Annotated in this window: 19 protein-coding genes; 15 read left to right on the top strand and 4 right to left on the bottom strand. The window is 61.7% G+C overall.

All coding sequences use genetic code 11. The features are described from left to right. Positions 1-151: 151 nt before the first annotated feature. The gene (locus HHA01_RS11060; RefSeq protein ID WP_141320661.1) at positions 152-1,171 is read right to left on the bottom strand and encodes a TRAP transporter substrate-binding protein; all 1,020 of its coding nucleotides are present in this window, start codon (positions 1,169-1,171) and stop codon (positions 152-154) included. A gap of 296 nt (positions 1,172-1,467) precedes the next feature. Between HHA01_RS11060 and HHA01_RS11055 the strand changes: the two genes are divergently transcribed. From HHA01_RS11055 to HHA01_RS11045, 3 genes are read left to right on the top strand one after another with little or no spacing between them, the layout of a single operon-like run. Next, entirely contained in the window at positions 1,468-3,225 is a 1,758-nt protein-coding gene (locus tag HHA01_RS11055; protein ID WP_141320659.1) for an IlvD/Edd family dehydratase, read from the top strand. 13 nt (positions 3,226-3,238) lie between these two features. Further along, the gene (locus tag HHA01_RS11050) at positions 3,239-5,044 is read left to right on the top strand and encodes an IlvD/Edd family dehydratase (RefSeq protein WP_141320657.1); all 1,806 of its coding nucleotides are present in this window, start codon (positions 3,239-3,241) and stop codon (positions 5,042-5,044) included. A gap of 46 nt (positions 5,045-5,090) precedes the next feature. After that, the gene (locus HHA01_RS11045; protein ID WP_141320655.1) at positions 5,091-6,029 is read left to right on the top strand and encodes a Gfo/Idh/MocA family protein; all 939 of its coding nucleotides are present in this window, start codon (positions 5,091-5,093) and stop codon (positions 6,027-6,029) included. On the opposite strand, the gene HHA01_RS11040 is transcribed toward HHA01_RS11045, so the two are convergent. Further along, positions 6,008-7,000 (bottom strand): LysR substrate-binding domain-containing protein, encoded by a 993-nt coding sequence (locus tag HHA01_RS11040; protein WP_246053887.1) that lies wholly within the window; start codon positions 6,998-7,000, stop codon positions 6,008-6,010. The genes HHA01_RS11045 and HHA01_RS11040 overlap by 22 nt on opposite strands. Positions 7,001-7,121: 121 nt before the next feature. Between HHA01_RS11040 and HHA01_RS11035 the strand changes: the two genes are divergently transcribed. The 5 genes from HHA01_RS11035 to HHA01_RS11015 all read left to right on the top strand — a co-directional run bounded on the left by HHA01_RS11035 (position 7,122) and on the right by HHA01_RS11015 (position 13,269). Next, on the top strand, positions 7,122-8,402 hold the full coding sequence (locus tag HHA01_RS11035; RefSeq protein WP_246053886.1) for an aldose epimerase family protein: 1,281 nt from the start codon (positions 7,122-7,124) through the stop codon (positions 8,400-8,402). A 345-nt stretch (positions 8,403-8,747) separates the two neighbouring features. Continuing rightward, positions 8,748-9,734: an arabinose ABC transporter substrate-binding protein gene (locus tag HHA01_RS11030; RefSeq protein WP_141320653.1), complete on the top strand. Its 987-nt coding sequence runs from the start codon at positions 8,748-8,750 to the stop codon at positions 9,732-9,734. Then, entirely contained in the window at positions 9,718-11,265 is a 1,548-nt protein-coding gene (gene araG / locus HHA01_RS11025) for an L-arabinose ABC transporter ATP-binding protein AraG (RefSeq protein WP_141320651.1), read from the top strand. The genes HHA01_RS11030 and araG overlap by 17 nt, the downstream gene beginning before the upstream one ends. 40 nt (positions 11,266-11,305) lie before the next feature. Then, complete coding sequence (gene araH / locus HHA01_RS11020; RefSeq protein ID WP_141320649.1) at positions 11,306-12,322, top strand: L-arabinose ABC transporter permease AraH; 1,017 nt, start codon at positions 11,306-11,308, stop codon at positions 12,320-12,322. Positions 12,323-12,375: 53 nt separating this feature from the next. Then, entirely contained in the window at positions 12,376-13,269 is an 894-nt protein-coding gene (locus HHA01_RS11015; RefSeq protein WP_246053885.1) for an SMP-30/gluconolactonase/LRE family protein, read from the top strand. Between the two features lie 25 nt (positions 13,270-13,294). On the opposite strand, the gene HHA01_RS11010 is transcribed toward HHA01_RS11015, so the two are convergent. Further along, the gene (locus HHA01_RS11010; protein WP_141320647.1) at positions 13,295-14,059 is read right to left on the bottom strand and encodes a sporulation protein; all 765 of its coding nucleotides are present in this window, start codon (positions 14,057-14,059) and stop codon (positions 13,295-13,297) included. Positions 14,060-14,185: 126 nt separating this feature from the next. On the opposite strand from HHA01_RS11010, the gene HHA01_RS11005 reads away from it, so the two are divergent. Next, complete coding sequence (locus HHA01_RS11005) at positions 14,186-14,896, top strand: helix-turn-helix domain-containing protein (protein ID WP_170214866.1); 711 nt, start codon at positions 14,186-14,188, stop codon at positions 14,894-14,896. Between the two features lie 71 nt (positions 14,897-14,967). Continuing rightward, on the top strand, positions 14,968-15,900 hold the full coding sequence (gene yddG, locus HHA01_RS11000; protein ID WP_141320643.1) for an aromatic amino acid exporter YddG: 933 nt from the start codon (positions 14,968-14,970) through the stop codon (positions 15,898-15,900). A gap of 280 nt (positions 15,901-16,180) precedes the next feature. Here the strand turns inward: yddG and HHA01_RS10995 are convergent, their stop codons facing one another. Next, positions 16,181-17,158, bottom strand: coding sequence for a LysR family transcriptional regulator (locus HHA01_RS10995; protein ID WP_141320641.1), 978 nt, complete (start codon positions 17,156-17,158; stop codon positions 16,181-16,183). 507 nt (positions 17,159-17,665) lie between these two features. Here HHA01_RS10995 and dapA point away from each other — a divergent pair. The 5 genes from dapA (at position 17,666) to HHA01_RS10970 (ending at position 23,325) form a co-directional block, all read left to right on the top strand. Continuing rightward, positions 17,666-18,556, top strand: coding sequence for a 4-hydroxy-tetrahydrodipicolinate synthase (gene dapA, locus HHA01_RS10990; RefSeq protein ID WP_141320639.1), 891 nt, complete (start codon positions 17,666-17,668; stop codon positions 18,554-18,556). 24 nt (positions 18,557-18,580) lie between these two features. After that, a complete protein-coding gene (locus HHA01_RS10985) occupies positions 18,581-19,909 on the top strand; it encodes an NAD(P)/FAD-dependent oxidoreductase (RefSeq protein ID WP_141320637.1) in 1,329 nt (442 codons plus the stop codon). A 25-nt stretch (positions 19,910-19,934) separates the two neighbouring features. Continuing rightward, complete coding sequence (locus tag HHA01_RS10980) at positions 19,935-21,440, top strand: aldehyde dehydrogenase (RefSeq protein WP_141320635.1); 1,506 nt, start codon at positions 19,935-19,937, stop codon at positions 21,438-21,440. 261 nt (positions 21,441-21,701) lie between these two features. Beyond that, positions 21,702-22,736, top strand: a complete 1,035-nt coding sequence (gene dctP / locus HHA01_RS10975) for a TRAP transporter substrate-binding protein DctP (protein WP_246053884.1) — start codon at positions 21,702-21,704, stop codon at positions 22,734-22,736. Between the two features lie 82 nt (positions 22,737-22,818). Next, a complete protein-coding gene (locus HHA01_RS10970; RefSeq protein WP_141320633.1) occupies positions 22,819-23,325 on the top strand; it encodes a TRAP transporter small permease in 507 nt (168 codons plus the stop codon). Positions 23,326-23,331: the final 6 nt, after the last annotated feature.

Raw genomic sequence — 23,331 nt, 5'->3', positions numbered from 1 at the left:
CGCCAGCATTGTCTTGCTTAGCGGACATCGTGACTCCGTTCCGAGCATGTCGGACAAGTGAAGTGACAGGAACAGGAAAGCTGGAGGCAGGCCCTCAACACGCACTCGACCACCCGGCTGTGAACCGGGTGGTCGGCGACACGGAGGTGCTTCACAGCTGCCCGCGCGCCTCGAGGAAGCTGGTGGCGGCGTCGTAGACCTTCTGGGTCATCTCGTTACGCCCGGCCCATTCTTTCCACTCTTTCTCGGCGGCCTGGCGGAACTCCTTGCGTTCCTCGGCCGGAAGGTCGAAAGGATGGACGTCCGGGTTTTCGCGCAGCTTGGCCAGTGTCTTGATGTCCTTTTCCTTGAGCGTGGCAATCAGATCATAAGCCATGGCATCGAAGGCGGTCTCGAGCGTGGTCTGAAGCTCCACCGGCAGGTCATCCCAGATCTGCTTGTTGATGGAAACGGCGATCATGGGCATGGAGTGGAAGCCTGGATACAGCGGATAGGGCGCGAAGGCATGCAGCCCCTGGGCGTCGTTGTTCGACAGCACCGTGGAATCCGCCGCATCGATCACGCCTTTTTCCAGACCGGTGTAGACCTCGGAGCCGGGCAGATTGACCGGTGTGGCACCGATACGCTCGAAGATGTTGTAGACCATGCCCTGAGGAGCACGAATCTTCAGGCCTTCGAAGTCGTCCAGGCTCTTGATGGGTACGGTGGAAGGCACCGATTCCAGCGGGAAGGTGGCGGCGCTGATCAGGTGGCTGCCATAGGGCTCGGAGAGCTCGTTGTAGAGTTCTTCACCACCGGCCTGTTTCATGAACTCCAGGAAGTCGTAGGGATCGTTCCAGGCCCCGACCAGATTGCCCAGCATGCCGAAGGCCGGGTTCTGCCCGGAGAAGTAGCTAGGATCGGTCATGTGGCCCTGCAGGATACCGGAGCTGACGGCTTGCAGGGTTTCGGTAGGCCCCACCACGGCGTTGATGGGAAGTAGTTCGATCTCGATACGGCCATTGGTCATGGTGCTGATGCGGTCGGCCCATTCCTGCTTGACCTTGAAGCTGGGTTCGCCAGACGTTTCCGAAGCCTGGAACGTCCATTCGTACTCGGCGGCATGTGCGCCGGTTACGCTCAGCAGCAGGGCGGAAGCGCCCAGCAGCAGTTTCGGGGATAGATGGGACATGATGCTCTCCGTTCGGCGTGTTGCTCGGATCAATAGTGTTTGTTGTCGATGTGTCGGCACAGCCCAGGATTGTCGGGTGCCTCTTCGGTCCCACGCGGGAAGGCCGGTGATGCAAGTCTGGCCGTCTCGATCTCGTGGTTTATCGTGACCGGGCAAGGATAAATGTTGCTCATAGAGTAAATATGTTCAACATATACTTTCGTATGTGTGTACTTGTCCTGGATCTCGTCGTAGGCTTCTGGACACACATCGATGGCTAGGCCCATCGCCCCGAAATGCCGCGAGGAGTTACCGCTATGGCCTCATCCGAGACATCAGGCAAGCCGGCACTGCGTAGTGCCGAGTGGTTCGGCACGGCCGACAAGAACGGTTTCATGTACCGCAGTTGGATGAAGAACCAGGGCATCCCCGACCATGAGTTTCAGGGCAAGCCGATCATCGGCATCTGCAATACCTGGTCGGAGCTGACGCCCTGCAACGCTCACTTCCGCAAGATCGCCGATCATGTGAAGCAGGGGGTGCTCGAGGCCGGGGGCTATCCGGTGGAGTTTCCGGTCTTTTCCAACGGCGAGTCGAATCTGCGTCCTACCGCCATGTTCACGCGCAATCTGGCGAGCATGGATGTGGAAGAGGCCATTCGCGGCAACCCCATCGATGCGGTGGTGCTGCTGGTCGGTTGCGACAAGACCACGCCGGCCCTGCTCATGGGGGCGGCGAGCTGTGATGTGCCGACCATCGTCGTGACCGGCGGGCCGATGCTCAACGGCAAGCAGGAAGGGCGTGATATCGGTTCCGGCACGGTGGTCTGGCGCCTCTCCGAAGAGGTCAAGGCCGGCAAGATCTCGATGCATGATTTCATGGCGGCCGAGGCCGGCATGTCACGCTCCGCGGGTACCTGCAACACCATGGGCACCGCTTCGACCATGGCCTGCATGGCGGAGTCACTGGGGGTCTCGCTGCCCCACAATGCGGCGATTCCGGCGGTGGACTCGCGTCGTTATGTGCTCGCCCATCTGTCGGGCAACCGCATCGTCGACATGGTCAATGAAGACATGCGGCTGTCGAAGATCCTCACCCGCGGCGCCTTCGAGAATGCCATTCGGACCAATGCGGCGATCGGTGGCTCGACCAATGCGGTCATTCACCTCAAAGCCATCGCCGGACGCATGGGCGTGGATCTGGCCCTGGATGACTGGACTCGTATCGGCCGCGGTACGCCGACGCTGGTCGATCTACAGCCGTCCGGCCGCTTCCTGATGGAAGAGTTCTACTATGCCGGCGGCCTGCCTGCGGTGCTGCGCCGCCTCGGCGAGAATGACCGCCTGCCGAACAAGGATGCCCTGACGGTCAACGGCAGGACGCTGTGGGAAAATGTTGCCGATGCGCCGCTGTACAACGATGCCGTCATTCGGCCACTGGACAAGCCGCTGGTCGAGGATGGGGGCATGTGCGTCATGCACGGCAACCTGGCGCCCAAGGGCGCGGTACTCAAGCCCTCGGCGGCCAGTCCCGAGTTGATGCAACATCGGGGTCGTGCCGTGGTCTTCGAGGACTTCGACGACTACAAGGCGCGCATCAATGATCCGGATCTGGACGTCGATGCCGACAGCGTACTGGTCATGAAGCACTGTGGACCGCGCGGCTATCACGGCATGGCCGAAGTGGGCAACATGGGGCTGCCGGCCAAGCTGCTCGAGCAGGGCGTCACCGACATGGTGCGCCTCTCGGATGCCCGCATGAGCGGTACCGCCTATGGCACCGTGGTGTTGCATGTAGCGCCCGAGGCCGCGGCGGGTGGTCCGCTGGCCGCCGTACACGATGGCGACTGGATCGAGCTGGATGCCTACGCCGGCAAGCTGCATCTGGACATCGAGGACGAGGAACTCCAGGCCCGCCTGGCCGCCCACGACCCCACCCAGGCCTCGCGCCGGATCGCCAGTAGCGGCGGCTATCGCCAGCTTTACATCGAGCACGTGCTGCAGGCGGACGAGGGCTGTGACTTCGACTTTCTGGTCGGCTGCCGGGGTGCCGAGGTGCCGCGCCATTCCCACTGACAACGGAGACGCCATGACGACCCCGCGCCCCCGCATGACCCCCGATCGGCTTCGCTCCCGCGACTGGTTCGATAACCCGGGCCATCCCGGTACCACGGCGCTGTGTATCGAGCGCTACATGAACCAGGGCATCACGCTGGAGGAACTGACCAGTGGCCGGCCGATCATCGGCATCTGCCAGTCCGGTTCCGACCTGACGCCGTGCAATCGGCACCATGTCGAGCTGGTGCAGCGGGTCAAGGATGGCATTCGCGCCGCCGGCGGGGTGCCGTTCGAATTCCCGCTGCATCCCATTCACGAGAATGTGCGTCGACCGACAGCAGCCCTGGATCGCAACCTGGCCTATCTCGGCCTGGTGGAAGTGCTGCATGGTTATCCGCTGGATGGGGTGGTGCTGACCACGGGTTGCGACAAGACGACACCGGCCAGCCTGATGGCGGCGGCCACGGTGAATATCCCGGCCATCGTGCTGTCCGGCGGCCCCATGCTGAATGGCTGGCGCGGCGCCGAACGCGTCGGCTCGGGCACCATCGTCTGGGAAATGCGCAAGCGCCTGGCGGCCGGGGAAATCGATTACCCGGAATTTCTCTCGCGCATCGCCGATTCGGCCCCCTCGGTCGGCCACTGCAACACCATGGGGACGGCCTCGACCATGAATTCCCTGGCCGAGGCGCTGGGCATGAGCCTGCCGGGCTCGGCCATGATTCCCGGCCCCTACAAGGAACGCGGCGCGGTGGCTTATGCCACGGGCGAACGGGTCGTGGACATGGTCTGGGAAGACCTGCGGCCGAGCGACATCCTGACCCGCGAGGCCTTCGAGAACGCCGTGGTGACCTGTTCGGCGCTGGGTGGCTCGTCCAATGCACCGGTGCACATCAATGCCATTGCCCGGCATGCCGGGGTGGCGTTCGACAACGACGACTGGCAACGACTGGGTCACGAAATCCCGCTGCTGACCAATGTCATGCCGGCCGGCGCCTATCTGGGCGAAGAGTTCCACCGGGCGGGCGGGGTGCCCGCCGTGATGCACGAGCTGCTGGAGGCAGGGCGCCTGCATGGCGACGTCGTCACCGCCAATGGCGCCACCCTGGCCGACAACCTGAGCGGCCGCATGACCCGGGACGAGGCCGTGATATGCCGTTATGCCAATCCTCTGGTGGAACATGCCGGCTTCCTCAACCTCAAGGGCAACCTCTTCGACTCGGCACTGATGAAGACCAGCGTGATCGCCCGCGAATTTCGCGAGCGTTTCCTGGAGGATGCCGAAGATCCGAATGCCTTCGAGGGCAGGGTGGTGGTCTTCGATGGTGCCGAGGATTACCACGCGCGTATCGATGACCCTGAGCTGGCGATCGATGAGCGCACCATTCTGGTGATGCGCGGCGCCGGCCCGGTGGGCCATCCCGGTGGTGCCGAGGTCGTCAACATGCAGCCACCGGCGGCGCTGCTTCGCCAGGGCATCGAGTCGCTGCCGTGTCTGGGCGATGGCCGTCAGTCCGGCACCTCGGGCTCGCCGTCCATCCTCAATGCCTCGCCGGAAGCCGCCACGGGTGGTCCCCTGGCCTTGTTGCAGAGCGGCGATCATCTGCGTGTCGACCTTGGGCGCTGTGAAGTCAGATTGCAGGTCGACGACGCGGAACTGGCGGTGCGCCGCGAACGGCTGGAGGCGGCGGGCGGTTATGCCTATCCGGCTGACCAGACCCCCTGGCAGCAGATTCAGCGCAGCCTGGTGGAGCCCCTGGCGGATGGTATGACGCTGCGCGACGCCACGACCTATCGGGATGTGGCACGCCGGAGTCCGCCCAGGGATAATCATTGAACGGGGTCGCTACCCTGGGCTGATTCACCATCCAACAGGAGCTTCCATGTCGTCATTTCGTCTGGGCCTGGTCGGGGCCGGCAAGATCGTCCGTGACCAGCATCTCGCCGCCATTCAGGCTACACCGGGGCTGGAGCTGGTCGCCGTGGCCGATCCTCATGCCGGGCTGGAAGGGGTTCCCGGCCACGCCTCCCTGGAGGCCATGCTGGCCGCCGAGCCCGAACTGGACGCCGTGGCGATCTGTACGCCGGCGCATCTGCGCCATGCACTGGCCCGCCAGGCGCTCGAGGCAGGCAAGGCGGTGCTGCTGGAAAAACCGCCCGGTGCCACCCTGGCCGAGGTCGAGGACCTCAAGGCGCTGGCCGAGCAGCGCGATCTCGTGCTGTTCGCGGCCTGGCATTCGCGCTTTGCACCGGCCATCGAACCCGCGCGTGAATGGTTGCGCGAGCGTCGCATCAGCGCCATCGAGATCACCTGGCACGAGGATGTCAGGGTCTGGCATCCGGGGCAGGCCTGGCTCTGGGAAGCCGGTGGCATGGGGGTGTTCGATCCGGGCATCAATGCCTTGTCGATCGTCACCCGGCTGGTGGACCAGTCGTTTTTCCTCAAGCAGGCCAGGCTCGAGGTGCCCGAGAACTGTCAGACACCGATTGCCGCCCAGCTGCAGCTGCGTGATGGTGGAGGGGTGCCCCTGGAGGCGGACTTCGACTTCCGTCACGAGGACCCGCCTTGCTGGAACATGACCCTGACCACCGACCAGGGGCGCCTCGAACTGAGTGGCGGCGGATGTCGCATGTCAGTGGACGGGGACGTGGTGCTCGACGAGACGGAGCGTGAATATCCGGGGCTGTATGCTCACTTCCAGGCGCTGCTGGCCACTGGCCGGCGTGATGTGGATGTCGTGCCGCTGCGCCACGTGGCGGATGCCATGATGCTGGGGCACCGCCAGGCGACCACGGCATTTCACGATGCGTCCGGCGCCTGAGAGGCGCGTGACAGGGGCTGCTCGGCCATGACCTCGCGCAGGACCGTGGTCAGCGCGGCAGCGCCCGGCGACAGCCGGTGCTGGCGCAGCGTGATCAGGCCATAGGGCTGGACGCTCAGGGCTTCTTCGGTGGGCAGTACGCGGAAGCGTTCCGGGTCGCAGAGCAGCTCGGCGACATCCTGGCTGATCACGGTCAGGGTGTCGGAGCGTGCGACCAGGGCCAGTGACACCAGAATGTCCGAGGTGTTGATGATCCGCGCGGGTGGCGTGACATTGTGATACATCAGCAAATGATCGACACGCTGGCGCATCAGGGCACCGGGTGGCTGCAGTGACCATGGATAGGTGGCCATCTCGGCCAGGCTCGGCGAGGCCTTGTGGGCCAGGGGGTGATCACGCCGACAGACGATGCTGATGGCTTCCTCACCGATTTCCTCGAAGACGAAGCGACTCGGGTCCTGATCGGTAGGGATGCGCGAAATGACCATGTCGAATTCGCCTTCCAGCAGCCTCGGGACCAGGACCGGGCTGACGTCGACATCGACGCTGACCTTGAGGTTCGGCAATTGCTGATGGACCCGTTCCAGGGCCCGTGAAATCAGGGTCACGGCCGGAGCCATGACGGTACCGATCGAGACTGCCCCGGCATTGCCGGCGCCCAGAGCGTTCAGTTCATCGCCGGTCTGCTGCAGTGACGAGAGGATGTGCCTGGCATGGCGCACGGCCACTTCGCCGTACCAGTTGGGCTCGATGCCGCGCGAATGACGCTCGAACAACTGCACGCCCAGTCGGCCTTCCAGCTCGCCCAGCAACTTGGAGGCGGCAGGCTGGCTCATCGCGAGGCTGGCCGCAGCCCGATGCAGGTTGCGGTGGTCGTCCAGCGCCAGAAACAACTGCAGATGGCGTAACTTTAGTCGGACCTTGAGAAACCAGTCCGGCGGCAATGTTCCCATGGTCGTGCGTTGTGTCATGTGTCGATAACCAGATTGGCATGGATGCGTCAGCAAAACAGTATTAGCGGTTAACTCCTTTGCTGTCTAATGTTTCCGGCGTTTGCTGACCTGCAAGGCACGCCAGAGGAGACAACAACAAATGCTGACATTCAACGCGCAGACGTGTACCACGCAACCGGATCATCGGCTGACAGGGCATGGCGCCGGTAAGGCGATGCTGCTGGCCGTTCTACCGCTGGTGGCCGGTGTCGCACTGGCCAATGAGACGAAGTCGACCGAGGGGGATATGTCGCAACAAGAGCGCAGTATCGAGCAGGAGGTGTTCGGCAGTCTGGAGGATGGGCGTGAAGTGGCCCTGTATACCTTGACCAATGCCGAGGGCGCGAGCTTCTCGGTGACGCCCTACGGGGGAACCATCGTCGCGCTGAAGGTGCCGGATGCCGAAGGCAACGTCGGGGACGTGGTGCTGGGGTTCAACAGCCTGGATGACTATCGGTCACCGGCGTATCGCCAGGCCAATCCCTACTTCGGGGCGCTGATCGGGCGCTATGGCAACCGTATTGCCGATGGGCGCTTCACGCTGGATGGCAAGACCTACCGGTTGCCGACCAATGATGGCGACAACCACCTGCACGGAGGTGACACGGGCTTCGACAGGCGCCTCTGGCAGGCAGAGACCGTTGAGGACGAGCGCGGTGTGGGGATCATCCTGACATTGACCAGTGCCGATGGTGACCAGGGTTATCCCGGGGAGTTGCAGACGCGGGTGCGCTATACGCTGAGTGACGACAACGCCTTGACCATTGACTATCGCGCCACCGCCGATGCGGCCACGCCGGTCAACCTGACCCAGCACAGCTATTTCAATCTGGATGGCGTGAGCGGGCAAGAGGCGCAGGGCCACGATATCCTCGGTCATCGGCTGATGATCGATGCGGATCGCTTTACCCCCGTCGATGAAGGCCTGATTCCCACCGGAGAAATGCGCGACGTGGCGGGAACGCCCTTCGATTTCCGTGAAGCGACCGCCATCGGCGAGCGTATTGACAGCGAGAATACCCAGCTGTCACGCGGCCAGGGGTATGACCACAACTTCGTGCTCAATGCGAATCGCTCCGCCGATGGCGAGCTGACCACCGCTGCCCGTGTCGTCGCCGAAAACAGCGGGCGGGTGATGGAAGTGCAGACCACCGAGCCCGGGCTGCAGTTCTATTCCGGCAATTTTCTCGATGGCTCCCTGACAGGCAAGTCGGGTACCACCTACGGGCACCGCTTCGGCCTGGCGCTGGAAACCCAGCACTTTCCGGACTCTCCCAATCAGGATGACTTTCCTTCCACCATCCTCGAGCCCGGAGAGGTGTACGAGAGCCGGACGCGCTACGTGTTCTCCACGACATCCACACACTCTAGCGCCGACTGATACCCTGCTGAGCCTGCCCGATAGCCCGGGCAGCGACCCCGCCAAGCGCGATCTCTCGCCAGCCACGAGCCGTCCATTTCCCGGTGGGCGGCTCGATACGGCCAAAGTCTCGACACACTTTAGTCTCAGGCCGTCAGGGCATCGGACCACGGTGGTCCCTGATGGACCGGACCCTATTGCTGGATTGATATACAAAAAGGCATGACTTTATGACCATTGCAGCATTGGATGGTTATGTTGCACATGCATAGGGTTGATGTGTCCGGAAAAAGCCTGTCATGGCCCGGAGTTGCTTTTATCAACGTCACAACAACAAGTGCCCGTCCAGGGCAAAGGAGACGCCTGATGCTTCGCTTTTCGACCCTTGCTTCCCTCACCCTTGGTGCCTGCCTGGCCTTGCCGACAGCGGCCCAGGCTCAGGACGACATCACGCTGGGCTTCATCGTCAAGAAACCCGAGCAGGCCTGGTTCATCAATGAACAGGACGCCGCCACGCAACTGGGTGAAGAGAAGGGCTTCGACGTCGTACGCCTGGCTGGTGAAGATGGTCAGCAGGTGCTGAGCGCCATTGATAACCTGAACTCCCAGGGCGCTCAAGGCTTCGTGATATGCCCGCCCGATGTTCGTCTTGGGCCGGCCATCATGCGCCGTGCCGAGCAGTACGGCATGAAGGTCGTGACGGTGGATGATCGTTTCGTCAATGCCGATGGGGAACCCATGAAGGATGTGCCGCACCTCGGCATGTCGGGTTACAAGATCGGTCAGCAAGTCGGCAACGCGATCGCCGACGAAATGGAAGCGCGTGGCTGGAATCCTGAGGAAGTCGCGGCTTTGCGCATCACCAACTACGAGCTGCCGACTGCCGAGAAGCGCACTGATGGCGCGACCGAGGCGCTGCTCGAGCGAGGCTTCCACAAGGACAATATCTTCGATGCCCCTCAGGAGAACACCGATACTTCCAGCGCCTTCTCGGCGGCTTCGCCCGTCTTCTCCAAGAACGGTGACTATGAGCACTGGGTAATCTTTGCCCTCAACGAGGAGAGCGTGCTGGGTGGCGTGCGTGCTTCCGAGCAATATGGTCTGCCGGCCGAGGACGTCATCGGGGTGGGCATCAATGGCTCCGGCGCCGCCTTCGCCGAGTTCTCCAGGGAGGAACCGACCGGTTTCCATGGCACCGTAGCGGTCAGCTCTACCATGCATGGCCGCCAATCGGCACAGAACCTCTATACCTGGGTGACCGAGGGCGAAAAGCCCAAGGCCAATACCGAAACCTCCGGTACCCTGATGACGCGTGACAACTGGGAGGAAGTGCGCGATGAGCTCGGTCTCTGATAGCGCTCAGGCAACCGGGAAGGCGAGCGTCGGCGCCAACGCCGACGCTTACCTCAAGGTCGACAACGTGACCGTCGAGTTTCCCGGAGTCAAGGCGCTGGATGGTGTCAGCTTCTCGGCAAGAGCCGGCGAAGTGCACGCCCTGATGGGCGAGAATGGCGCGGGCAAGTCGACCCTGCTCAAGGTGCTGAGTGGCGTGAATCGCGTCAGTCAGGGCGGCCTTACGCTGAATGGCGAACGTCGTGTCTTCACCAATGCGCGCCAGGCGCTGGCCGAGGGCATTGCCATCATCTACCAGGAACTGACGCTGTCGCCCAACCTCTCGGTGGCGGAGAACCTGTTGCTGGGGCAGCTGCCGGAGCGCCACGGCATGCTGGATCGGCGGCGGCTTTATCAGTGTGCTCGCGAAATTCTCGCGGAACTCGGCGAAAACTCGGTGCATCCGGCCACCAAGGTGCGTGAGCTGTCCATCGGCCAGCAGCAGATGATTGAGATCGGTCGTGCTCTGTTGCGCGATACCAGGGTCATTGCCTTCGATGAGCCTACCAGTTCGCTGTCGGTTCAGGAAACACGACAGCTCAAGCGCATCGTCAAGCGACTGCGTGATGAAGGCCGGGTCGTGCTCTATGTCACCCATCGCATGGAAGAGGTCTTCGAGATGTGCGATGCCGTGACCGTCTTTCGCGACGGTCGGCATATCCGCACTCATGCGACCATGCAGGGCCTGGATCACGACACCCTGGTCAGCGAGATGGTGGGCCGGGACATCGATGATGTCTACGGCTATCGCGCGCGCCCCAGGGGGGAAGTGCTGATGGAGGTCGCCGGGCTCAAAGGACCTGGTGTCAGCGCGCCAGTCAGCTTCAGTGTGCATCGTGGCGAGGTCTTCGGGCTGTTCGGCCTGGTCGGGGCCGGGCGCAGCGAGTTGATGCGGCTGGTTTGCGGTGTGTCCTCGCCCAGCGAGGGACAGGTCAGGATCGATGGGGAGGCGTGTCGTTTTGCCACGCCGGGCCAGGCTATCCGCGCCGGGATCGCCATGTGTCCGGAAGATCGCAAATCGCAGGGTATCTTTCCCATTGCCAGTGTCACCGACAACCTGAATATCAGTTGTCGGCGCTTCTTCAAGCGCCTGGGCGGCTTCCGCGATCCGGGCCGGGAGCTGGCGAACACTCGGGATTACATCCAGCAGCTGAGCATCAAGACGCCCGGTCCGCGTACGCGTATCAGCAATCTCTCGGGCGGCAATCAGCAGAAGGTGATCCTGGGGCGCTGGCTGTCCGAACGCATCGAGCTGTTCGTCATGGACGAGCCGACTCGCGGCATCGATGTCGGGGCGAGGCGTGACATCTACTCCCTGCTCTATGACCTCGCCGATGATGACAAGGGCGTGGTGGTCATCTCCAGTGATCTGGCCGAGGTCAGTGCCATCTGCGATCGCATCGGCGTCATGCGTGACGGCGAGCTGATCGATATCGTGCCTCGCGACGAGGCGACCCCGGAACGTCTGCTGGGCCTGGCTCTGCCGGCCTGAGTGGCTTGAAGATCGCACCATAAGCAAGAGAGACAAAACGATGACAACCCAAAAGACGGCCCAGAGCCAGGATAACGCTCAAGCCGAGACACCCGCAGGGCGCCAGGGGCTGGCCAAGCCTCTGAGGACGTTGCTCGATACGTCGGGGCTGTTCGCCATCTTTGCCGTACTCTTCATCGGCCTGTCGGTGATGATTCCCGACTTCCTCACCGGCCGCAACATGGTCGGCCTGCTGTTGTCGGTGACGCTGATCGGCACGATTTCCACCACCATGATGATGGTGCTGGCACTGGGCGAGGTTGACCTCTCGGTGGCCTCCATCGTGGCCTTCGCCGGCGTGGTCGCGGCCGTGGTCACCAGTGCGTCCAGCAGCGTGGTCATCGGCGTACTGGGCGGGGTCGCCGCCGGCGGGGCAGTCGGTGCCTTCAACGGCTTCGTGGTGGCCAGGTTCGGGATCAATTCTCTGATCGCCACCCTGGCGGCCATGGAGTTCGTGCGTGGCCTGGCCTACATCACCTCGGGAGGTGACGCGGTGATGATCACCGTTCCCGCCTTCTTCGAGCTGGGCAGTGCTTCCTTCCTGGGCCTCACTCTGCCGGTATGGACCATGATCGGCTGTTTCGTGGTCTTCGGCATACTGCTCAACATGACCTCCTTCGGTCGCAATGTCCTGGCGACCGGCGGCAATGCGGAGGCAGCTGCCCTGGCCGGCGTCAATGTGCGCCGCCTGAAGATCATCGTCTTCGGCCTGCAGGGCGTGGTAGCCGGCATTGCCGGGGTCCTGCTGACCTCGCGCATGGGACTCGGCGATCCCAATACTTCCCTGGGCCTGGAGCTGGCCGTTATTTCCGCCTGTGTGCTGGGCGGTGTCGCGCTATCCGGGGGAGTCGCCTCGATCACCGGCGTACTGGTCGGCGTTCTGATCATGGGCTGTGTGCAGAATGCCATGGGTCTGCTCAATGTACCGACCTTCTATCAGTATCTGGTGCGTGGCGCTATCCTGCTGCTCGCCGTCATGTTCGATCGCTGGAAGCAGACGCGACGCAGTCGGGCCTAGCCAGTATCATGATGAGGCCGTCATGAGAGCGTCACGACAGGAAGGAGTCGACGATGACAATGCCATCGCATGCCGTTGAGGTCGCCGTGGAACTCGACATGAACCTGGGCGAAAGCCCTGTGTGGTCAACTGTCGATCAAGTGTTGTATTGGGTCGATATCAATCGCGGCCATGTATATGCATGGACACCTGGCGCCGAGAGTGCGCCACAGCGGCATGATTTCGAACATACCGTTGGCTGTGTCGCCCTGAGCGAAGCCGGCCTGCTGGTGGCCACCGCGCCTGGTTTGACGCAGCTTGCGTTGCCGTCGGGCGAGCGCAGCGATGTGGGGGCGATCAATCCTGAATGGCACCGTGATGGCGGCAATCGCTTCAATGATGGCCGCTGCGACCCGACGGGGCGCTTCTGGGTCGGCACCCTGAACCCCGAGGCAGGCGGAGCCGCTCTGTATTGTCTGCGTGAGGGGCAATTGCAATGCATCAAATCTGACCTGCGGATTGCCAATGGCCTGGCGTTCAGCCCGGATGCGCGGTGGCTGTATCACACCGATTCGCCGTCACGCCGGGTGCTGCGCCATGCTTTCGATCCCGAGAGCGGCGAGCTGGGGGAGGGCGAAGTCTGGATCGACCTGGATGCGCATGATCTGCCCGGTGTGCCGGATGGCGCTGCGGTCGATCAGGATGGTCATTATTGGAGCGCGCTATACGGTGGTGCTCGAGTGGCGCGCTTTAACCCTGATGGCCAGCTGGTGGCCGAGTACCCGGTGCCATGCCCGAATCCGACCATGGTGGCCTTCGGTGGCTCCGACCTGAAGACGTTGTTCATTACCACCGCCCGCCAGGAGATGGACCAGGCGGCGTTGCAGCGTTATCCGCTGGCGGGCAGTCTGCTGTCGCTGCGGGTATCGACGCCGGGCCTGCAGGAGCCCTGTGTGACCCGGCGCTGAGCTGCCTGGCGGCCCGGTGTCGTGATCAGCTCAGCACGCTTTCCAGCTGCTGACGCAGGGTCTCGGTGGTCTCGTCACCAGCCAGCGAAATCCGCGTGAGCTGCTCGTCGCTACCTGCCATTTCGGAGAGCAGCGAGCCCAATCCGGTGGCGCGCGTATCGCGTTGAATCAGCAGGTCCAGCCCCTCACCGCCCTGAGCGGAGGGCAGAAAGGCAATCTCGGCTTCATCCAGGTGCTTGAAGCGACTGCCGCCGGTGGGCTTGAACTCGAACTCCTGGAGGCAGCCGGTCGCCGGGTTCTTGCGCGAGAGCTCCAGCGGTGCCGAGGTCATGGTGAAACCGAGCTGATCCATGGCCTCGAAGACATTGCGCTGCAGCTCCCCAGGCAGGATGCGCAGCGGATCCTTGTCGCGCGGGTCGATGGCCATGGCGATATCGGCACGTGTCGCTACCCAGGTCTTGGGCTGCTCGCGCCCGACGGACAGCGGAGACAGCAAAGGCAGCGTCATCTCGAAGGGCAGGGTGCGTTCCTCGCCCGGCTGAATGGTCATGGGCTCCGAGAGGCGCAGGGTCGCCCAGGCGTGGGGGACCTTGACCTTTTCGTCGTCGACTTCCTGGATGGCCTCGCTGGCCAGATCCAGCACCAGGGCGTCCAGCTCCTGGCTGACTTCGCCGCCGACGATGTGAATCTCGCCCTTGAGGACGCTGCCGGCCTCGGCGCTATCGGTCTCGAGCATGGTATCGATGCGGGCATTGCCGATGCCCACGGCGGCCATGAGTTTATCGAACATCCTTAACTCCTGAAGTCTGTTGGCACCTGGTGGAAGTGCGGCCATCTGGCATCTCATGCCAGTCCGGAGAGAGTATAGCGGTATATGGCATCGACGATACATGGCAGCGTGCGCATACTGGATGACATGAGCCAACCCTCAAGCGAGGTGACCAGCGTCGTGATGCAGGCAAGTGGTGAAGAACGGTCCTACCCCATGGAATGCCTGAGCGATACCCACGGGTTCCATCAGTTGCTGGTGGGGCTTGCCGGGCGGGTCGATGTCGAGGTCGAGGGGCGGGGTGCGGCCGTGGTTCCCGGTGGAGCCTGCGTGATCCCGGCCGGGGCGACCCATCATTATCTGGGCATCGAAGCCGCCAACCGTTGCCGAGTGCTCGACCTGGCCATCGGAGATGCGACGCTGGATGCCTGCTTCGAGCGCATTCGTTTTCTGCGTCTGCCGTTGTCGGAGCTCGAGACCCAGGGCGATCAGGCCTTGCTGGCCAGCCTGCCCGGCGCGCCGGCGCTCGTCGGCCCGCGCCTGAATCTGGCACGCCTGACGCGCATGGTCGAAGCCGATTTGGCCGCACCCTGGAGCCTGGCGCATCTGGCCGCCATCACGCATCTTTCGCAACGACAGCTGCGGCGCAGTCTGCTGGCGCTCACTGGCCTGACCCCCTGGCGCTGGTTGCAACAGCAGCGACTCAGGCGGGCCACCCGGCGCATGTTGGAAGAGCGCACGTCCCTGACCACCATTGCCCTGGATTGCGGCTTTCATGATGCAGCGCAATTCAGTCGCCTGTTCCGCGCTTGGCAGGGGCAGTCACCGGCGGCCTTTCGGCGAGGGCAGCGGTGCTGATGGCCGAAATCGACAAGTCTTGATGCCCCGGCTGTCCGATACTCCTCGGCAAACTGGCGAGGAGACACGCAATGACCACCGCAAGTGCTGCATCACGCCGGGCGACCCTGTGGGGCGCGACCACGGTCGTTAACTGGGCCACGCTGGCGCTCTTCACGCAATGGGCCGGGCCGGTGCCGCCTTTTCTGCTGACGGCCCTGTGTTTCGGCTTCGCCGGCATTCTGGCGGTGCTGATGTTCCTTTGGCGTGGTGAAGGGGCGGCGCTCAAGGCGGCCTTCCAGCAGCCGGTCATGGGCTGGCTGCTCGGCGTCGGCGGCCTGTTCGGCTACCATCTGTTCTACTTTATCGCCCAGCAGAATGCCCCCGCCGCCAGCGCCGGCTTGATCAGCTACCTGTGGCCATTGTTGATCGTCATTCTGGCGGGGCTGGTCCTGCCCGGCGAGCGCCTGCGTGTCATTCATCTGGTGGGTGGCGTCTGCGGTTTTGTCGGCGCGGCCTTGCTGGTCGGCCCCGATGGCTTCGACTGGTCCGGGGAATACACGCTCGGCTATCTGGTGGCACTGTTGGCGGCCTTCATCTGGAGCGGCTATTCGGTGGCCTCGCGTCTGCTGGCGCGCATTCCGACCACGGCGGTGGCCTGGAACTGCCTGGGGGCGGCCATCCTCGCCCTGATCTGCCACTTTATCTGGGAGCCGGCGGGCTGGCCGCAAGGGGCCAATCTGTGGGCCATTCTGGCCCTGGGGCTGGGGCCGGTGGGCAGTGCCTTCTTTACCTGGGATATCGGCATGAAGCGTGGCCAGGTGCGCCTGCTGGGACTGTTGTCCTATGCCACGCCGCTGTGTTCGACCCTGGTGTTGATCGCCTTTGACCTGGCGACGCCCAGCCCCGGTCTGCTGATCGCCGCGTTGCTGATCTGCGGCGGTGCCCTGATCGGCAGCGGCATGCTGAGCGGTCGCCGATCCCGGCAAGGCGATGATGCCGAAATCGAGCAATCGCGCGGATAGCGGCGGAAGTCTTTTCTGGAAGGCAGGCCCAAGAATGGCGCAGGCAGAGGGGGATAGCATGGAGCGGGCCGAATGGGCGTATTTGGCCAGGTTCGAGATGCGGAGGAACCATCCAGTAGGCCGAGTTTCCCAGAGGCGCGGCGGCCGGCGTATCGACTGCGGGTCTATTTCGGGGACGCGCTGGGGGCGCCTGGCATGAAGCGGGGCGATGACCGGCCTCGACTTGTCACTCGTATGGATGTGAGAAGTTCCTCGTAGAATACCTGATCATCGGCCGCGTTTAATCACCCGGGGATGGGGCCGCCACCTGTGCCATGAACCAGTCCCGGAAGCGGATCAATGCTTCATCCTCGCCCTTGTCCTCGCGATAGGATAGATAGTGGTAGGTTTCCTCCAGCACCACTTCCTGTTCGACAGGCTTGATGAGCCGACCCTGTTCGACGAGTGGCTTGACCAGATGGTCCCAGCCCAGGGCTACACCTTGATCATTGAGCACCATCTGAATCAACAGGTTGTAATCGTTAGCGTGGAAGAAGTGAGGGCTTTCGTGCCGACGGTTCTTGATGTCCAGATGATGGATGGCCAGCCAGACGCCCCAATCCACGTGTTCCGAGACCTGTGAGCGCCCATATGGACTCAGATTGAGCAGCATTCCGTCCCGCAGCCCCTCGAGCGTGTTCATATCGGGATGCATCGTGATAAAGCTCGGTGTGCAGACCGGATAAATAACGTCGTGGAACAGCGGCAGGCTGCGATAGCCCTCACGCACTCGCGACATCTTGGTAATGAAAATATCGGGTGCCACCCCGGGCTCGAGGGACAAGAAGTTCTGGGTCGTCACCAGGTTGAGATCGATATCCGGGTTGGCACTGAAGAAGCTGGGAAGTCGGTGCGACATCCACAGTGACGAGAAGGCAGGGGAGCAGTACAGCGTCAAGGTGCGCTTGGCGGTGGAGCTGTGGTCCTTGCGAATGCGTTCTGCTGCCTGGGCGATATTGAAAAACGAGAGTTGAGCCGCATCGAAGAAAGTCGAGCCGGCGGTGGTCAGCTCTACGGAACGGCCTGCTCTACGAAACAGTGGCGTGCCCAGGTAGTCCTCGAGTTCTCTGACCTGGCGGCTGATGGCTGCCTGAGTCACGCACAGGGCTTCAGCGGCCCGAGTGAAGCTCTGGTATCGAGCGGCTGCCACGAAGGACTTCACGGCGCGGAGCGAGGGCATGTTGAGCAGCGTCTGATCGGGATCGGTGTGCTTTGTCATAATGTAAGGTTATCAACACCTTGGAAAGCATATCATGGTGAATCCGGCCTGCCTGGTCGCGCGTCAACCGGATGGTTAGCCGGGCATGTCAGTTACAGGATAGCTCGGTCCAGCCGTCGCAATACAGCCATTCCTGAAGAAAGCCCGGAGTCTCCCTCATTATCCGGCAAATGGTGATCAGGACTGTGCCTGACGCAAGGCCGAAGAGCCAGAGGCAAGGCTGAAATGGAAACCGGATAGACAATTGGCGCGCTTGACTTGCGATATTGGCTGATGGACTCGCCTAACTATCGTATTGCGCCTCATTCTTGCAATTTTTCATGGAAAATATCCATGGGGTCAGAGCCATACGGCGAAGACGTTTCTACAAAAAACCAAAATTACTCCCATAACGTCCGGTCATCGATTGTCGGGAAAAAAGGTTTCTTTTGAGGTGAAGAGTGACCCTTTAATCTGAGAAAAGCTCGATGATTTTCATCACAGCCCTCAGTACAAAAAGGTGACACTATGAACTTCGATGGCATCTGGACACCGGTTGTCACACCCTTCGCCAAGGACAATAGCATCCAGTTCGAAACTCTGGGCAAGGTGGTCGACACCCTGATCGACCAAGGTGTGCATGGCCTGATCATCGGTGGTACCACGGGCGAGTATTACGCCCTCGGCAAAGACGAGCGCAAGCGGGTCTTCGATTATGTTGCGCAGCACGCCAAGGGGCGCATCCCGATCATGGCGGGGGTCAATGCCACCACGACCGAGGACAGCCTGGAACTTGGGCAGTATGCCAAGGCTGCCGGGTTTGATGCGATCCTGGTGGCAGCGCCTTATTATTGCCAGCCGGCCCAGGACGAGCTGTTGCTGCATATTCAGCGCGTCGACGATGCCCTCGACCTGCCGATCATGCTCTACAACTTCCCCGATCGTACCGGCGTCCCGATGGAACTCGAACTCATCCAGGCGCTTCGTGATCGTCCCAATATCCTGGCCATCAAGGAAAGCACCGGCTCGATCGAGCGCATGCATGCCTTGATCAATGAGTTCAGCGACCAGCTACAGGTCAGCTGCGGCATGGATGATCAGATTCTGGAATTTTTCGCCTGGGGGTCGCGCAGCTGGGTTGGCGGGGCTTCCAATTTTCTGGCGCCTGAGCATGTGGCGCTTTACCAGGCTTGCGTCGTGGACCAGGACTTCGTTGCCGGTCGTGAAATCGCCACTCGCCTCTTGCCGATGCTGAACCTGCTCGAGCAGGGCGGCAAGTTCTGTCAGTACATCAAACATGGCTGTGAACTGGAGGGGCTACCTGTCGGACCGGCCCGGTCACCGTTGATGCCGCTTAACGATGAAGAGCAGTCCAGCTTCAAGCGCACCTACGATGCGCTGTTACAACACCGCGGCTGATGGCCGGCGCTGGAGGGGCGACTTATGCAGCTGACATGCCATCACCTGCCCCAGAATGACGGGCGCTGCGGTTGGTACGACACACTCCCATCCCCGCCACCCGCTGTGTCGCTCAAGGGGGAGGTGAAAGCCGACTGGGTCGTGCTTGGCGCGGGACTGGCCGGGCTTGCCACCGCACGGCGTCTGGCCGAGCTGCAGCCGAATGCAACCATCGCCCTGATCGAAGCCAGGCGGGTCGGTGCCGGTGCTGCCGGTCGCAATTCCGGTTTCATGATAGACCTGCCACATGACCTGACGTCCCATGATTATACAGGTGATAAGAGCGGTGACCGCGAGCAGATTCGTCTCAACCGCGGGGCGATCGATTATATGCGTAACATCGTCAAGGGGCACGGGATCGACTGTGACTGGCGGGAGCAGGGGAAACTGCATGGCGCCGTCGAAGACCTGGGGCAGCGTTCCCTCGAGACCTTTGCCAAAGGGTTGACCGCTCTGGATGAGCCCTATCGGGTACTCGATGCCCGCGAAATGCAAGCGGTGACGGGGACCAATTTCTTCCAGACCGGGCTGCATGCTCCGGGAGCGGTGCTGGTTCAACCGGCCGCGCTGGTGCGCGGTCTGGCCCGGACACTGCCGGAAAACGTGAGCCTGTATGAGGACACGCCGGTGCACAAGATCGAGGTTGGCAAGCCGCATGCACTGGTCACTGATCAAGGGCGGATCCAGGCGCCGCGGATGGTATTGGCCAACAACGCCTATGCTGCGCAGTTCGGTCAGCTCGGTCTCAAGGGGCGCATCCTGCCCGTCTATACCTACGGCAGCCTGAGCCAGCCGCTCGACTCGGAGCAACTCGCGGTACTGGGTGGCGAGGAAAGTTGGGGACTGATCCCGGCCAATCCCATGGGCACCACGGTGCGTCGTATGGGAGATGGGCGTATCTGTATCCGCAATTCCTTTACCTACAACCCGGATATCAGCACCGGTGCGAAACGGCTGGCGCATGTTCATGCCGCTCACCGCCGCTCATTCGAGACGCGCTTCCCGATGCTGTCAGGCGTCGAACTCGAATATACCTGGGGTGGAGCGCTATGCGTGAGCCGCAACGGAGGCATGCCTTTCGGTGAGCTCGCTCCAGGGGTATTCAGTGCCGTTTGCCAGAATGGCCTGGGACTGACTCGCGGCACCATTTCCGGAAAGTTGATCGCCGAATATGCACTCGGCATCGAAAGCGAACTGCTCGACATCATGCTGAAACAGCCCAAGCCGGCCTGCAATCCCCCCGAGCCGTTTCTCGGCATGGGGGTCCGTTCGACCCTGGCCTGGAAGGAGTGGCAGGCCGGCAGGGAACTCTGATTTCTACCACAGGAGGAGAACAACAATGTCCGATATGCTGACCAAGGATGCCATCGCGCAACAGATCGAAGTGCTCGAGTATCGCAATCTGGCCTTTATCGGTGGCCGCTTCGTTCCCGCGAGCTCCGGCGAGACATTCGAGACGTTGAACCCGGCCACCGGCGAGGTGCTGACCCAGGTCGCGGCTTGTGGGGAAGACGACGTGGACCTTGCCGTCCAGGCCGCCCGCCGCGCCTTCGAGGCCGGTGTCTGGTCGGGGCTTGCTCCCGCCGAACGCAAGGCCATCATGCAGCGCTTTGCCGACCTCATCGATGAGCACTGCCTGGAACTGGCCGTGCTGGAGGCCCTGGAGGCCGGCAAGCCGATCGGCGAGTGTTTCAACGTCGATATTCCCGACACCGCCAACACCATCCGATGGCACGCCGAGGCCGCCGACAAGCTCTATGAGGCCGTGGCACCTACCGAAAAGGGCGTGGTGGCGACCGTGACCCGCGAGCCCATCGGTGTGGTCGGCGCGGTGTTGCCGTGGAACTTTCCCGCCATGATGGCGGGCTGGAAGCTGGGCCCGGCGCTGATCACCGGCAACAGTGTGGTACTCAAACCTGCCGAGCTGACTTCTCTCAGCACTACCCGCCTGGCCGAGCTGGCCTTTGAAGCCGGCATCCCCGCTGGCGTATTGAATGTGGTGACCGGTCTTGGCCACGTGGCCGGCAAGGCCATCGGCCTGCACCCCGATGTCGACCTGACCGCCTTCACCGGGTCCACCGAGGTGGGGCGCAAGTTCCTCGAATACTCGGCCGCCAGCAACCTCAAGCGCGTGGTGCTCGAGTGTGGGGGCAAGAACCCGCAGGTGGTGATGCCGGACGTGAGCAACCTCAAGGCTGTGGCGACGGACGTACTGGCCTCCGCCTTCTGGAACATGGGCGAGAATTGCTCGGCGGGGTCGCGCTTGATCGTGCACCGCTCGATCAAGGACGCGCTGCTAGAAGAGATGCAGGCCCAGCTCGCCTCCGACTGGACCCTGGGCGATCCGCTGGATCCAGAGGTACAGCTCGGGGCTTTGATCGAACAGGCTCATATGGACAAGGTGCTGTCCCACATCGAGCAGGCCAGGTCTGAAGGTCTCAAGGCGGTGACTGGTGGTATGCGTGTGCAGCAGGAGAGTGGCGGCTATTTTGTGCCCCCGACCATCTTCGATGAGGTCGCGCCCGAGGCGGCCGTGGCCCGCGAAGAGATCTTCGGCCCGGTGCTGGCGGTGATTCCGTTCGACACCGAAGCAGAAGCCATCGCCATCGCCAATGACACCTGCTACGGCCTGGCAGCGTCGCTGTGGAGCGATGACCTCAACACCGTCCATCGCATGGCCGCGGCCATTCGAGCCGGTACCGTATCCATCAACTGCTTCTCCGAGGGGGATATCACAACGCCGTTCGGCGGCTACAAACAGTCCGGCTTTGGTGGCCGGGACAAGTCGGTCTATGCCCACGACCAGTACTGCGAGATCAAGACGACCTGGATCCAGCTTTCCTGAGCCAGTCCAAATCACGGCAATAACCCGAGCTGCCATCCCCGGAAGATGACGGGATGGCAACTGTCACCGCGATGGTGCTTATGCCAGCTTTTACGCCTTTCCAGAAGGTGCCCATTGCCATCGATAACCTCAGGTTTTGTTTTGTACCAAGAAAAAGTCGTTTCCATTGACTTCGTCACAGTTATAGCGTGAAGAAAGGCCTGGTGTTAACCAGGTGATAGAGAAAACCTAACTACAATAGTCTCAGTCGGAAAAGGTGACATGATGTTAAAAAGTTCAATAAAGACTAGCGCAAAAATAGCTGCAGTATCGGCGGTCGCTACCCTTGGTTTTATCCCTTATACCTGGGCAAGTGATGAAGCCATCAGCTTGACGATGGCAACGGAATCGGGGGATCGCGAGTCTCCTCACGGCCTGGCCGTCAAAAAAATTGCTGACCTGGTGGCGGAAAAGTCCGATGGAAGAATCAGCATGAATGTTTTTTACCAGGGCGAAATTGGCGGTCCTCAGGAGCTCTTCGATCAGCTGGTCCGTGGCAATATCGACCTTTTCCTTGGCTGGCCCCAGACGTCCTATGACGAGCGGCTGGGTGTACTGCAGCTTCCCTATCTCACACTGGGCTGGGATGACGCGCTGGAGGCCTACAGCACGGATGGCTGGATTTCCGAGATTGTCGAGCCGGTACTGTCGGATATTGGGCTTAAATATCTTGGACCATTCCCGGAAGGGTTCGGCGGTATCGCGACAGCGGATACCTATGCCACCTCTTACGAGGAGGCCCAGGAAAAAGGCATCAAACTTCGATCCCAGCCGATCTTCCCGCTACCTCAGACGATTCAGGCCATGGGCTTCCAGGCTGTTCCCATTGACTGGTCTGAAGTCTATACCTCGATACAGACCGGGGTCGTCGATGGGGATTCCAGTAACGTTATCTACTGGGATTACACCTACTTCAACGACCTGCTCGATTACTTCGTTCACTCCAGGCACAACTTCTCCTTTTACACCTTCCTGATGAACCAGAGAAGCTGGAAATCCCTCGACGAAGAAGACCGCGGAATCATCTCAGATGCCGTCTCTACTGTCGTCAATGAGCAGTTCCAGAATGCCCAGGCGGAGGATCAGAAGTGGATCCAAAAGGCTCAGGAAGAAGGGATGGAATATATCGAACCGACCGATGCCGAAATGAAGGCGTGGGTTGAGCGTGTCCGTGAGAAAGTGTGGCCCCAGGCCGAAGAAGCCTTGGGAGAGGATATCATGAATACTGTCCGCGAGCGTGCCTCAACACCTGAATAATCACTCGCTGGATGTACTGGAGCGGCCCGGTGAAGTAGCAAAGAGGGACCGCTCCCTGTTCGATACCGCAAGAGGTAAGAACATGAGAAGTATAGTCGACTTATTCGCCAGCCTGGATAGCGCGCTCGCGGCCTGCATGAAGGTCGCCGTTGTGGTGATGGGGATATTCGTATCTTTCGCCATGGTGACCGGCATCGTTTCAAGGGCTTTTTTGGGAATCCAGGTCTTCGGACTTGAGGAATTGGTGCTGATGGCGGCCATGTGGCTCTACATGCTAGGCGCGGCGCTGGCCTCGCGGGAAAAGTCCCACCTGAGTGCGGATTTCATCGAGGCCTTTTCCAGCAACGAAACCCTGCATGATGTCATGAGACTGATCGCCACTGCTATTTCAGTAGTGATGGCGGCGTTCTTCGTTACCTGGAGTTATAGTCTGTTCGCGTGGGGCATCGAGATGGAGCAGGTCACCCCCGTTTTCAGTATTCCGCAATATATCTCACAGGGCAGTCTATTCGTTGCGAGCATCTTGTTGTTGCTCTACGCGATTAGAGACCTTATCCATGACGTTGGCAAGCTCTCCTTGAAGGGTTGAGTACCA

The sequence above is a fragment of the Halomonas halmophila genome (assembly GCF_006540005.1).
GTDB classification, from domain to species: domain Bacteria; phylum Pseudomonadota; class Gammaproteobacteria; order Pseudomonadales; family Halomonadaceae; genus Halomonas; species Halomonas halmophila.
Note: the sequence above shows the minus strand (reverse complement) of the source record. Positions and strands in the feature narration are given on the sequence as shown.